This is a genomic window from Streptococcus porcinus (assembly GCF_901542335.1).
In the GTDB taxonomy this organism is placed as follows: domain Bacteria; phylum Bacillota; class Bacilli; order Lactobacillales; family Streptococcaceae; genus Streptococcus; species Streptococcus porcinus_A.
Map to the genome: position 1 here is coordinate 357,913 of NZ_LR594036.1, position 12,761 is coordinate 370,673.

The 12,761-nt window shown below is 34.6% G+C and carries 8 protein-coding genes and 1 tRNA gene; 6 read left to right on the forward strand and 3 right to left on the reverse strand.

Annotated features, from left to right (window positions below; translation table 11 throughout):
• Nucleotides 1-13: 13 nt before the first annotated feature.
• The 5 genes from FGK96_RS01860 to FGK96_RS01880 all read left to right on the forward strand — a co-directional run bounded on the left by FGK96_RS01860 (nucleotide 14) and on the right by FGK96_RS01880 (nucleotide 8,723).
• Nucleotides 14-2,920 (forward strand): NADH-dependent flavin oxidoreductase, encoded by a 2,907-nt coding sequence (locus FGK96_RS01860; RefSeq protein WP_138080833.1) that lies wholly within the window; start codon nucleotides 14-16, stop codon nucleotides 2,918-2,920.
• A 335-nt stretch (nucleotides 2,921-3,255) separates the two neighbouring features.
• Nucleotides 3,256-3,864: a VTT domain-containing protein gene (locus FGK96_RS01865; RefSeq protein ID WP_138080835.1), complete on the forward strand. Its 609-nt coding sequence runs from the start codon at nucleotides 3,256-3,258 to the stop codon at nucleotides 3,862-3,864.
• 318 nt (nucleotides 3,865-4,182) lie between these two features.
• A complete protein-coding gene (locus FGK96_RS01870; RefSeq protein ID WP_093958928.1) occupies nucleotides 4,183-4,671 on the forward strand; it encodes a prolyl-tRNA synthetase associated domain-containing protein in 489 nt (162 codons plus the stop codon).
• Nucleotides 4,672-5,007: 336 nt separating this feature from the next.
• Entirely contained in the window at nucleotides 5,008-6,408 is a 1,401-nt protein-coding gene (locus tag FGK96_RS01875) for a hypothetical protein (RefSeq protein WP_138080837.1), read from the forward strand.
• Nucleotides 6,409-6,908: 500 nt separating this feature from the next.
• Entirely contained in the window at nucleotides 6,909-8,723 is a 1,815-nt protein-coding gene (locus tag FGK96_RS01880) for a glycerophosphodiester phosphodiesterase family protein (RefSeq protein WP_138080839.1), read from the forward strand.
• Between the two features lie 827 nt (nucleotides 8,724-9,550).
• On the opposite strand, the gene FGK96_RS01885 is transcribed toward FGK96_RS01880, so the two are convergent.
• Nucleotides 9,551-9,621, reverse strand: a tRNA-Thr gene (locus tag FGK96_RS01885).
• A gap of 350 nt (nucleotides 9,622-9,971) precedes the next feature.
• On the opposite strand from FGK96_RS01885, the gene FGK96_RS01890 reads away from it, so the two are divergent.
• The gene (locus tag FGK96_RS01890) at nucleotides 9,972-10,787 is read left to right on the forward strand and encodes an MBL fold metallo-hydrolase (RefSeq protein WP_138080841.1); all 816 of its coding nucleotides are present in this window, start codon (nucleotides 9,972-9,974) and stop codon (nucleotides 10,785-10,787) included.
• 31 nt (nucleotides 10,788-10,818) lie between these two features.
• Here the strand turns inward: FGK96_RS01890 and FGK96_RS01895 are convergent, their stop codons facing one another.
• The gene (locus tag FGK96_RS01895; RefSeq protein WP_138080843.1) at nucleotides 10,819-12,189 is read right to left on the reverse strand and encodes an MATE family efflux transporter; all 1,371 of its coding nucleotides are present in this window, start codon (nucleotides 12,187-12,189) and stop codon (nucleotides 10,819-10,821) included.
• A 12-nt stretch (nucleotides 12,190-12,201) separates the two neighbouring features.
• Nucleotides 12,202-12,633 (reverse strand): MarR family winged helix-turn-helix transcriptional regulator, encoded by a 432-nt coding sequence (locus tag FGK96_RS01900; RefSeq protein ID WP_172601577.1) that lies wholly within the window; start codon nucleotides 12,631-12,633, stop codon nucleotides 12,202-12,204.
• Nucleotides 12,634-12,761 lie beyond the last annotated feature (128 nt).

Sequence of the window (12,761 nt, forward strand, 5' to 3'; positions counted from 1 at the left end):
AAAAGGATAGGACATGACGAGAGAATTACTTAATCATTTGACATTACCCAATGGTTTAACCTTAAAAAATCGGATTGTGATGGCTCCAATGACGACACAATCAGCCTATTTTGATGGTAGTGTGACTGAAGAACTTATCAAGTATTACGCAGAACGATCAGGAACAGTAGGAACAATTATTGTGGAAAGCGCCTTTATCGAAGGTAAGGGACGTGGGTTCTTTGGAGCACTTGGTATTGATCATGATGATAAAATTGAAGGATTGAGTCGTATTGCTAAAGCAATTAAGAATAAAGGTTCAAAGGCACTCATTCAAATTTACCATGCTGGACGTATGGCATGGCCAGAGATGAATGGAGGGGCAAAACCTATTTCTGCATCAGCAGTTGCTGCCCTTCGTCCTAATGCACCTGTTCCTAGCGAAATGACACATCAAGCTGTTCTAGAAATGATTGAGCAGTTTGCGGAGGCAGTTCGTCGCGCTATCAAGGCAGGCTTTGATGGTGTTGAACTACATGGTGCAAATACTTATCTTTTGCAGCAGTTTTTCTCTCCACACTCAAATCGTCGTCAAGACACTTGGGGTGGCAGCCGAGAAAAACGAGCTAAATTCCCCTTAGAAGTTTTAAAAGCTGTTCATGCGGTTCGTGAAGAAGAAAAGACAAAGGATTTTATCATAGGCTATCGTTTCTCCCCTGAAGAATTAGAAGAACCAGGAATTCGTTTTGAGGACAGTATGTACCTTCTTAACTCTTTAGCCGAAGTAGGTCTAGATTATGTTCATTTCTCAATGAGTGATTACCTAAGAACATCTATCGTCGACACTAATGATATAGAACCACTTATTAGCAAGTATCATGCTCTGAAATCAGAAAGCTTAGCTACTGTGCCAGTAGTAGGTGTCGGAAGTATCTTACAAAAAGCTGACGCGGAAGAAGCATTAGAAGTTGGTTATGATCTAGTCGCAGTAGCAAAAGGTTTCTTAGTGCAAAATGACTGGGCACAGGCAGTCATGGAGGATCACCTTATCCCAGCATTTGCAGATATTAACGATCGCGAAAAATTGGTGATTCCAACCCCTTTATGGAAATTTATGGATGATACTTTCTTTTTAGTAAAAGATACACTTGCGGAAGCCAAGAAGGCAGAGCGACTAAAAGGGCTGATGACGAAACCTTTAGAGTATAAAGCTGGGCAATATCGAGTGATGGCACATGGGCACAATAGTGAACTTCCAATGAAGGTAAGCTTTAGCGATACAGCAATCACCGCAATTGAAATTGATAGTGCTGGAGAATCAGCTGGGCTGTCGGATTTAGTATTTGAAAAAATGCCAAAACAAATTATTGATTTCCAGACCTTAAATGTTGATGCTGTCTCAGGTGCATCTTCAACTAGCCAAGGTGTTATCGATGGAGTCTCAGCAGCAGTTTTAGAAGCTAGTGGCCAGGATGCAGTAGATGTCTTGAAAGCTCGTCCAAAACCTACTGTGGTTCGCTCAACAGAAGTAATTGAAGAAGAGACAGATGTTGTTGTTGTGGGTGGTGGTGCGCCCGGAATTGCTGCTGCCTTGCGGGCAGATGAACTTGGCTTAAACGTAACCCTAATTGAAAAACTAAGTTTTATTGGTGGAGCTATATCTGTCTCTGGGGGAAACCAAGTTGTTATGGGATCACGGCTTCAAAAAGAAGAAGGTGTGATAGATGATACTCCTGAACTCATGTATGAAGATTTCATGGAAAACGGAAATCATAAAAATATTCCAGAGCTCTTAGCCCTATTGGCGGAAAATGTTGGTCAAGCTACAGACTGGGTTCACGATTATATTGGTGTTCAATACGATAAGGGCTTGCATATCTTAGCTGAGTATCGTAAAGATAGAGAATTAGCTTATTCTCACGGAGGTCATGGCTTCGCTGACACTGTTCGCACTAAAATGGCGGCATCAGGGGTCACCTTACTATTACAAACAAAAGCAGAGAAACTCTTACATGACAATCAAGGAAATGTAACAGGTCTTGTTGCGGTAGAAGAAACTGGAAAAACTCACCGTATTAGAGCAAAAGGCGTCATTCTGACTACAGGTGGCTATGGTAATAACAAAGCTCTTTTAACTGATGAGCTTAAAGATGTTCTTTTCTATGGGACGAGCTCTTCAATGGGTGAAGGTCTTCTTATGGCACAAGTGCCAGAAATTGATGCGGCAAGCCGATTAATGGCCTATGGTAAAATTTATCCCAATGGAGTGGAAGTGGCACCAGGTTATGCTAAATCTACCATTGGTGGTAACTTAGTTGTTCTTAAGGAAAATGGTTTATTAGTCAATACTGATGGTCGGCGCGTGGTTAACGAACGTGCTAGTAACCACGATATCTTAGAAGTTTTAATGGAACAACAAGCCAAATTACTTTACTTATTGTTAGACCAAAATCATTTTGATATTTTCCGTAAGGAAATTGCTGAAGGAGGAATTTCAGAAGCAGAAATAGCATCATGGCTTGAAGCAAATGGCAAAACAAGACCATATCTCTTCCATGCTGATACTTTAGAAGAATTGGCTGAATTAGCTGGTATGGACTCTAATAGGTTAGCTGAAACAGTTACTCGTTATAATACTTTTGTTGATAATGGAGAGGACTTAGACTTTCATAGGGAAGAACGCTTTCTAAAAGAAAAAGTTGGGCAAGGTCCTTATTATATGATTGAACAACGTCCACGTTTTGCAACAACCATGGGTGGCTTAGTGGTTAATGATAAACTTGAAGTTGAAAATAGTAAAGGCAATGTGATTCAAGGACTTTATGCAGCAGGAGAAGTCGTTGGTGGTGTTATGGGAACAGACTCACCATCAGGAGCTAATAATGCTTGGGCATTGACATCTGGTAAACTTGCAGCTGAAAATTTAGTAGCAAATAATTAATGCGTTTCCTCTAATTAAAAAGTTCAGGTGACTCTGTCACTTGGGCTTTTTGATTCTCACTTTTCAAGTGCAGATATTATGGCAGAACTCTATTTAAACTTAAAAGGAATGCAATGGTGTGTTTAGTGATATATTTCCACAGCTACTATTAGCTCACTAGCAATTGTTGCTAATTTTTCTCTCATCACCGTTTTCTTACCGATGAGAGTTAATTCTGTCAGCAAAGCTTAAGAAAAGCTTAATTCATGTTATTTTTAGAAATCTTTTCTGGTAATAGATTGTTTTTTTGCTATGCTATGACTTAGAGAAAAATTTTATATCTAAAAAGGGAAGCTATGTTTACTGATTTTATTAATACCATTTTGACCAACTATGGGCTTTACGCTTTTGCTATTATTTTTGTCATTATTTTTATAGAGACAGGTTTAGTCTTTTTCCCTTTTTTACCTGGGGACTCCCTCTTATTTATGACAGGAGCTTCTATTGCTAAAAGTGGTTATAATCCGATTCCTTTTATTATTTTGCTGGCTAGTGCGGCAATAATAGGTGATTATGTTAACTATAGCCTTGGGAAAAAATATGGTTTGTCCTTACGGAAAGTACCATTTTTAGGGAAGTTTATTAAGGATAGTCACATTGCAGAGACAGAACAGTTTTTTGTTAAGTATGGTAATCTTGCAATCTCATTAGGTCGTTTTGTGCCTATTGTGCGTACTTTTATACCTTTTATCTCAGGTATTGGGCGTATGAATCAAAAGCAATTTTTGATTTATAACTGCATTGGTGGGCTTTCTTGGGTGCTTATTGGAATTTTAGCAGGCTTCTTCTTTGGTAGCATTCCATTTGTTCAAACCCATTTTGAAATGATAATGTTAGCTATTATTTTCATATCTGTTCTACCTATTGTTTTTGTGGCTATAAAACGTCATCTTAATAATAAATAAAAGAAAGGCTAGTAATAGCTTCAGATTGAAGAAAAAGTCCATTTTGGATAAATTTCTTCAATCTTTTTCTTTATTATGAAAATCAAAAACTCTCAGAAATATTGGAACATCAACATTTCTAAGAGTTTAATATTTTGCCATTTTACGCAAGTCTATTCAAATATTTTTATTTTTAAGAGTTTGTCTACGTTCTAAGGCTACTACTAGCCTTTCTTTCTATTCTCTTGTTTATCAACAATGAAAACCTTTTCTAAAAGGCTTGACCTAGACTTCTATTTTATTTACAATACCAGTAAAAACAGGAAAGTTGAGAAGTCTATGGGTGCTTATGAAAAATTAGCAACTTATCTAGAAAAAGAAGGGATTGCTTACGATGTTGTCGAACATCCAGCTGCTTTTACGACGGAGGAGGCAGACCGTTATATTGAAGGATATGAAGGAGTAAGAACCAAGTCTATGTTTTTAACCAATAAGAAGAAAACAAGTTACTATTTAGTAATTATGGATGATGCTAAGTCATTAGATATGGACTCTTTTAAAGACATAGTCCATACTAATCGTATTAGAATGGCTTCAGAACAGAGCTTACAGCAAAAAATGGACCTAGCCCCTGGCTTAGTTTCCCCATTTGGCCTTTTAAATAATAAAGAAAAGGATATTCAAGTGTACTTTGATCAGGAGATTCTAGATAAGCCAGTTCAGACATTCCATCCAAATGATAACACGAAGACACTCTTTGTTAAAACGGAAGATATTATTCGTTTTATTGAGCGCTTGGGATTTGAGGTGCATAAAGTCATATTGTAAGTTCTGAATTGAAGAGAAAAGGTTAAGTGTCGATTGTGGAAGGAGTGATTTGGAATAGTCAAATGAGAACTCGGCTAAAAGTGAAAAGGAATCTTTACTTAATAAAGCTATTTTTATAAGGACTACCATTAGTAGGAATATAATATTTTTGGAGATAATATTATATTATAGTTTGAAAAATTTTAAAATGATTAGTATAATATAATAAAAGACAATAATTTATCATGTCAGAAATAGCAAGGTTTGAGACTCTGGTAAATATTTTGGCATGATAATAGAACTAAAATTCCAAATTGATAGGTTTAATATTGGAAACTAGAAAGTGAGGGAATAAGAATGAAAACGAGGAAAAAGCCAATTTATCTTTCGTTAGTGGCACTATTAGTGACAGGTGCTGTATTGACTGCATGTACAGAGATTTCTAAAAATAAAGGAACGAGTACAAAAACGGAACATCAAGTAGCTAAAAAAACAAATTTTAGCACATATGTGGATAAAGTTAGTGAGTTAGTTAAGTTGAATTGGCCGTTTATGGATAAGGTGTGGCCGACTTATAACTACAATAAGCATAATTTCTTAATCTTTTATCTTAATGAAGAAGGTGATGTGAAAGAAGCTAGATTGTTAAATGTCAAAGAGAATAGAAAACTCAAAAAAGAGGAGTATAAACAAATTCCTGCTCCAACTCCAGAAGGCTATATTAGTGTAAAGTTTCAGGGTAAGCAGTCTATTGCTATGAGTGTGGATGATAGTGTCATGGAGGCTAAAGACTCCGTTCAAGAATTATATAAAACAGCCACACATGAAATGGTTCATTTCTATTATCAAGGGGAAATAAAAGCATCAGGCAATGCAGATAGAAATCAGATATACCCTATTGAAAGTGGACCAAGGATTGCCAGAAGAATGCTTTATAGCCGCTTAATACAGGCCTTTGAAAATCCTGAAAAACAAAAAGAGTACTTAGCAAAAGCTAAATATTGGTTAGAAAAGTATCATACTGAGTTTAAAAAGGAAGCTGATAGTATAAGAGTGACAGATATTGCTGAAGGTACTGCACGATATACAGAAAGTCTAGGTAGCTTTATTGGTAAAAATTTATCTAAAACAGATGCTCGAAAAGAAGCAGAAAAACTTATTAAAAAAGACAAGATTTTTATAGCTGCAGATAAGGAAAGCTATGAAATTGGATATGTTGCTGCTCTTATTCTAGATGAAAAAGATCCAAATTGGAAAAATAGTTTCTATTCAAAAAATAAGGGGATAGAAGAAGTGCTGTTGGAAGGTATTACTGCCGTGCCTGACAAAACTGATGATAAAATTGAGACAAAGATCATAAAAAAAATCACAAAGACTAACAAAGATATCAAAGTTAAATTGAAGGATATTGTTGCAGCAAGCAAAGATACAGCTATTCCGTTCCTTCATTTAGATGTTTCTAAAGGATCTAAAAGTTTTACTGCTGAGCAGATGTTTAGCTATCAAAATATGCCTATTATGTCAGGATATAGCAATCGTTTTAATGTGAATAATAAAACCATAGAGATTAAAAACATAGCTATTCATAGTGGCTATAATCAGGTAAAACAATACATTAGGATACCTTTAACCGGAAAATATGAAGTCAAAAATGGTAAACTAACTGTCAAATCAGATTCTCTTAACGTTCCTGGTATTCCTGTTAAGGTTTCTAAAGAAAATGGCCGAACTATTTACAGTGCAGAAGTACAAGATTAATTAAGGCTATTTGGATCTTAATTGGTTAGTGACAGTAGTTTACAAAGAACTGAAGTTTTAATTTTGTTTATGCTTATACTTATACCACTAGATTTCTAAGGAAGTCAAAGGCTAACCTAGCCTCAGGACTTTACTTGAATAAACGAAAGGTATAGTATAGGTTTAGGCTACGCTTATTTCATAGAAAATCAATTCCGTGGACAGAACGTAAAAAGAGATTATACGTAATAATCTAAGAAAGTCTAGATAACGTGCCAATAAAGGAAAGTCTCCAGAGTCAGATAAGACTTTGGAGACTTTCCATATCTCTCGTAATTAAGCATCTACAAATTGCCATATGAGAGTTAACAGAGGGATGTTGTCATGAAGTTATATGGATTGCTTTTTCTATCTAGCCTAATGATAGAGTGAGTTTTTCTTTAAACTTACTTTATAAAAGTATTAAAAGAATGATATACTATTATACATAAAAATATAAAATTCTGAACAGGTGAGAACTTATGACATTTAAGAAAGAAGCTTTTTCATTTTATTTTAGATTCTTTTGGTCGTTAATGAAATTTCAAATAACAACAAAAGGTATATTGTTTTTGGCAATTTTTCCAATATCTAAAGAGATTTTGCAATTACTACTTAAATCAAGTGGAAAATCAAGTCTCTCAAGTGGAGATTTTGTATCAACTTTTTTAAGTTTACAGGGAGCAGGAATTTTTATTTTAGCTCTGATACTTTTAGTTATTTTAGTTGCCTTTGATATTAACGCCTTTATTATTATTAGTTCCTTGGCACGGAAGGGAAGCTCCGACATTTCCCTACTACAAATGCTTGCCATTAGTTTTAAATCAATAAAAAATTTTTTAAGACCACAAGGGCTGTTAATTTTAATTTATGTAGCTGTTATTATCCCGCTAATAGGTATAGGAATTACCATTTCTCCTATGAGCAATTTTACAATTCCTAATTTTATTACAGAGGTTATTTATAATACTCCGATCTATTTAGCAGTATATTGTGGATTTCTTTTGATATTTACTTTTATTACTTTAAAATATTTTTTCTTTTTTCATTATTGTCTATTAGAGGGAGAATCTATTAAAGATTCTCTGCTAAAAGCGTCACGTTTAATGAAAGGACATTGGAAATCCTTTATAAAAGACTTTTTTTTAAAAATTGGACTTAGATATGCAGTTTTTTCCTTTCTTTATTGTTTAATCGTTCTAAGCATTATTTTAACTTTGGACAAATTAAAAATTGGACCGGGATTGGCTATGTTTGTCTTATTGAACATTGCTGAGCTTTTTTCAATTTTAGGATTATTGGCAGTACCGATTATTATCTATTCAGTTACTGACCTTTTTTACAGATATAACGAAAGGGATGGTTATTCTTTAAAGAATAAGATTTATAAAACAGAAGAATATGTAAGAGAAGCTCAAAAAACAAAAAAGAAGAAAGGGACAAAAGTAAGACTATTCCTGGTTCTTGCAGGACTATTTCTTATAAATTCTTCAATAAGTACTGTCTATGGACTTTTTTTCAATAAATTTGCAAAGTTAGAAAATAAAATAGCCCTTGTTGCTCACAGGGGTGGGGGAAATTTAGGTGCTGAAAATACAATAGCTGGTATGGAAAAGGCTATAAAAGCGGGTGCCTCTTGGACTGAAATAGATGTCCAAAGAACCAAAGATGGCTATTATGTTATTAATCACGACTCAACATTTAAGAGGCTTACAGGAATAGATAAGAGTTCAGATGAAATGACTTTAAAAGAGATAAAATCGCTTAGGGTAAAAGACCTTTTTAATGAAGAAAGGCCAGCTCAGCCGGTAGCTACCCTTGAGGAATTCATTAAAGCAGGGCAAGGGAAGATAGGCTTTTATATTGAATTAAAAGGGGCTACTGCAGATAAAAAAATGGCAGATGACATAGTAAGGCTTATTAAGGATAAAAAGTTAGAAAAAAGCACAGCTTTATTATCTCTAGATTTAAATCTTATAAAATATATAGAAAGTAAGTACCCTGAGATGACTACTGGCTACCTCTACTATTTTTCTCTAGGTGAAATTAGTGATATGCCAGCTGATATTCTCATTATGGAAGAGGGAGAAGCAACCACACTTAATATTCTAAAAGCTCATGAAGCAGGAAAAAAAGTGGTGGTATGGACAATAAATAGCTCTGATTCAATAAATAAATTTGTGAAAAGTGATGTCGATGCTATTATTACCGACTTTGTTCTAGATGTAAAGGCTGGAATAAAGGAAAGGGACGCCAGAAGTGATCTCCAAATTGTAGTAGACGACATTTTAAACTGAGGCTTCAAATTAGGTAGATGGGGTGAGAGCTAAATTTTAGATGGAAGGTATTTAATATATACTAATTCTCTTTGTATAGGTTTCATTGTAATAAAAGTTATTTTTAAAGAGTGAGCCAAGAATATATGGTATTTAACAATTTTAAACATCAATGTAAATAAGAGTTGTTAACTGTTCAAACATGTATTGGGCAGCAAGTAGAGAAATCCTTTTCAAGATTTCTCTCAGATTGAAGAAAAAGTCCATTTTGGACAATTTTCTTCAATCTTTTTTCATTATCATGAAAAACAAAAACTCTCATAAACGCAGACAGGATTTAGAGTTGGTGAAACAATGGCTATTACATGGGAAGATATTGATTTTGGGGTGAATGCTATCTATAAGATATAGGAGATTTTCTTCAATGAAAAAAAGAATCTAAAAACTGATTACGAGAACTTCAATAAGAAACGTTATGATGAGTAATCATTTAAAAAATTGCTATTAAGGTTGCAGTGCTAGCCAGAAAAAACGTTAAGCAATTAAACATAAAAAATCAAGACAATTTCATCTTTTGATTATAGTTTTGGTATGATATTTAACAATGCTATTAATAAGTAGTTGTCAAATAACCTTGATAAACTAGAAACTGAATTTAAGCTGACCACACCAGGAGCAAGACATATCTATGATAGTTATCTCTTGGCAAGTGGAGTTAAAAAAAGAAAATCAATAGTAATTAAAAATATTGAGTGGTAAAAATAATTAATAAAAATATGTCTAAAAGAATAGAATCAGAACAAAAAATAAGAAACCTTAATTTAATAAGGTTTCGTTAACATAATTTATGCCACCACCGAGAATCGAACTCGGAACGAAGCATTACCATTGCTTTATTATACCATTTAACTATAGCGGCTACTCTATCTATGATACTATAAAATGAGTTTTGGTGCAAGACTATTCTTTTGAGAAAATAGCTTAATTTGGAATTGAATTTCATTATTTAGGCGTCAGGGATTTATTTTTGAAATGTGGAAACAAAGGATTGTGATTTTTATTGTCCTCATCTATTAACTGTGATAAAGTAAATAAAAACGTTCTTTGACTTTGGGTTACTATCAAGAAGGGTACGAAGCAGATAATGTCAGGATATAAAATTTAAAAACTACTCATGACTAAGTATCGTTTCCCTTTAACTTTTATGAATATCTATCTTTCTAGCGCCGTGTTTCGGAAATTAAGCCAAGACTCATTAAGGAGTATTTTATGTCTGTTATTTTTAGTCCTACTGGGCAAGCTATGCCTGAAAAAACGATACCCCTCCCTCTTTCAGCTTTTGATAAAATTGAAGGGACAAGAGTTTATTGGTTAGGGAATGCGTCGATTATGATTAATAGTCGCGGTACAATCCTGATGATTGATCCAGTCTTAGATAGTTTTGATATGCCCTTGCTAATCGATATGCCTATTGACTCAAAAATTATTCCCAAAATTGATGGTCTTTTAATTTCTCATATCGATAATGATCACCTCAGTTTTGAAACTTTGGAGAATTGCAAAGCTGTTACCAAATCTTATCATGCTCCAGTACATGTGGCAGATATGATGATATCGCAAGGCTTTGCAACGAATGAATATGCCGTCGGCGATCGTTTTACGATAAATGATGTTACAATTACCACGACCCCAACGAGACACAACTGGCAAAATAGCATCTCAAAGTATCACTACCGTGAATGGAAAGAAGAAGAATCTCTCGGTTTTTGGTTTGATACCGTTGATGGGAGTATTTGGCTACCTAGTGATAGTAAACTGATGTCGGAACATCTAGAGATGTCTCCAGCGGATTTGATTCTTTTTGATTTTAGTGATAACGAGTGGCATATCACTTATGATGGAGCCATTAAAGAAGCTAATGCCTATCCAAAAGCTGACTTACTGACAATTCATTGGGGATCTGTTGATGCTCCCACATGGAATACTTTTAATGGAAATCCTGAGCAGCTTCGCAAAGACATAGTTAATCCTAATCGTGTCCATGCTTTGAACATAGGCGAGGGTATAGATCTAATTAGAAAATAAAAAAGCAAATCCTCAATGTGATTTGCTAGACTTATGCTCTTTCACTCCTAAGCTCCTGAGGCATTCGTTGAAATTCTCTTTTAAGGAAGTAGAAGGCTGAGAGGAAAGCAATTAAATCAGAGATTGGACCAGCATACATGACACCTTCGACCCCCATATAATGGGGAAGAATAATAAGAAGTGGTAATAGGAAAATAACTTGTTTCATTAGTGATAGAAAGGCACCTATTCTTGCTTTTCCTATAGCTTGGAAGAAAGTTGTAGAGGCAATCTGGATGCCGTTTATAAAAACAAAGAAAAGAAAAACACGAACATATTTTATTCCAAATTGGAAATAAAGCTTGGAACCTGTTCCGAAGATTTCAAGGAAAGGTTTAGTGAAGATTTCAAAACTTAAAAAAGCAATAATAGAAATTATGGTAGCAGTTTTAAGAAGTAATTTAGTTGTCTCTTTTACTCGGTTTAAGTTTTTAGCTCCGTAATTATAACCGATGATGGGTTGTGCCCCTTGAACGAGTCCGATAATGATCGCAATAAATAAGGAGTTGATTTTCATGACGATTCCTGCTACAGCAATAGCGACATCACTACCATAAATAGAATCAGCTCCAAACCTACGAAGCATATTATTGGTAACAATCTGGATAAGTAAAGTAGAGAATTGAAAAATAAATGAGGAAGAACCAACAGATAAAATAGCTTTGACAATCTCACTATTAATTTTAAAATCATTTGTTACAAGTTTAACTGACTTAAATCTACGAAAATAGAGTGCCATATAGATGGCTGATAAGATTTGACTGATTAAAGTAGCTATAGCAGCACCTTTTATCCCCCAACCAAAATAAAAGATAAAGATAGGAACTAAAATAGTATTTAAGACTGCTCCAAAAATAATAGCCATCATAGAATAATTAGGACTACCATCTGCTCTAACTAAGGGATTGACGCTCATAGTAAATAATAAGAAGGGAATGCCAAAGGCCGAGATGGAGGTATAGTCTTGAGCATAGGCCATTGTGGCCTCCGTAGCACCAAAAATCAGCAGTAAGGGTTTAAGAAAAAGAATGATAAAAATACCAATCAATAGTCCCATAAGGAGCGACAAGGAAATAGCATTGCCGACAACTTTACTGGCTTGATCAACTTTTCCCCGACCTAAAGAGAGATTAAAATTTGAGGCACCACCAAGCCCAAAGGTTAAGCCAAAGGCTAAGCAGATGATTGTTAATGGGAAAGCCACACTTGTCGCAGCATTACCAAGATAACCAACGCTGTGCCCAATGAAAATTTGGTCAACAATATTGTAAAGGGAATTGACTAAATTAGCTAAAATAGCCGGCATTGCCATGGTGAAAAGAAGTTTAGGAATAGGTTTTGATTGAAAATGACTGGCTTGCATGAATTCCTCCTTTTATTTCAGAATATCGTCACTGTTAAGTAATTTTAAGAGTAGTTGGCGTAAGGTGTTTTTTTCATTATCTGTGAGTTTTTTGGTAAAACTGGCTTCAATTTGGTCACTCGTTTTTAGAATAAAGTCTCTTGCATTTTTTGTTTTCTCAGTTAGTCTAATAATTTTAGAACGCTTATCATCGGGGTGAGCTTGGCGATAAATCAATTCTTTTTTCTCTAGATTCTGTAGAATTCCTGTTACAGTCGGATTTGACATACAGAAATAAGCCTCAATATCTATTTGTCGCACACTAGCTTCTGGTTTTAATGTAACATACTTTAGTATTTTGAATTGACTAGGAGTTAAACCATGCGGGGCTAAGATATGTCCGGCAGCTTTATCAAAGGTTTGACTACTTTTTTTGATTAAAATACCAATGTGATCGTTTTCCATAATGATCCTTTCATAGCTTCCTATGTAATATATATCATTATAACATAGCTTCCTATCTTTTTTTGTCAAAAGACTCTAAAAAGTTTTAGAGTCTTATTTTGGGTAATGAAGACGAGTCTTTTTAAAAT

What these genes read in the sequence shown, in the direction of transcription:
- FGK96_RS01860 (WP_138080833.1), top strand. Translation starts at nt 14, where the DNA reads ATGACGAGAGAATTACTTAATCATTTGACATTACCCAATGGTTTAACC.
- FGK96_RS01865 (WP_138080835.1), top strand. Translation starts at nt 3,256, where the DNA reads ATGTTTACTGATTTTATTAATACCATTTTGACCAACTATGGGCTTTAC.
- FGK96_RS01870 (WP_093958928.1), top strand. Translation starts at nt 4,183, where the DNA reads ATGGGTGCTTATGAAAAATTAGCAACTTATCTAGAAAAAGAAGGGATT.
- FGK96_RS01875 (WP_138080837.1), top strand. Translation starts at nt 5,008, where the DNA reads ATGAAAACGAGGAAAAAGCCAATTTATCTTTCGTTAGTGGCACTATTA.
- FGK96_RS01880 (WP_138080839.1), top strand. Translation starts at nt 6,909, where the DNA reads ATGACATTTAAGAAAGAAGCTTTTTCATTTTATTTTAGATTCTTTTGG.
- FGK96_RS01890 (WP_138080841.1), top strand. Translation starts at nt 9,972, where the DNA reads ATGTCTGTTATTTTTAGTCCTACTGGGCAAGCTATGCCTGAAAAAACG.
- FGK96_RS01895 (WP_138080843.1), bottom strand. Translation starts at nt 12,189, where the DNA reads ATGCAAGCCAGTCATTTTCAATCAAAACCTATTCCTAAACTTCTTTTC.
- FGK96_RS01900 (WP_172601577.1), bottom strand. Translation starts at nt 12,633, where the DNA reads ATGGAAAACGATCACATTGGTATTTTAATCAAAAAAAGTAGTCAAACC.